Source organism: Tessaracoccus sp. OH4464_COT-324 (genome assembly GCF_003932855.1).
In the GTDB taxonomy this organism is placed as follows: Bacteria; Actinomycetota; Actinomycetes; order Propionibacteriales; family Propionibacteriaceae; genus Arachnia.
The window spans coordinates 1-281 of the sequence record NZ_RQYZ01000202.1; the positions used below are offsets into that span (position 1 = coordinate 1).

Here is a 281-nt window from a genome sequence, read left to right on the forward strand (position 1 = left end):
GAGACCTTCGCCGCTACCTGGAAGCTGGGCGATGCGGTGCAGCGGACCGTGAAGGAGATCACGTCTCTCGGGGCCACGCTGGAAGAGACTTGCACGAACCTGGCCGCCGATCTGGTTGCGGCGAAGAACGCCACCAACCTGCTCCAATACGGCTGGCCCACGGACGATTCCATGTTCGGCGTTAAAGCAGCCGACATTCCCCAGCTCCGCTCTTCCTACCCGCTGCCCGAGCTGCCCCCCGAGTTCAGATAATCAGGGAGCCCCTAGATGAACAAGCGCGT

Annotated in this window: 1 protein-coding gene; it reads left to right on the forward strand. The window is 62.6% G+C overall.

Annotated features, from left to right (window positions below):
• Positions 1 to 252 (forward strand): hypothetical protein (locus EII42_RS13210; RefSeq protein ID WP_158676544.1); only part of this gene is annotated, 252 nt, incomplete at its 5' end.
• Positions 253 to 281 lie beyond the last annotated feature (29 nt).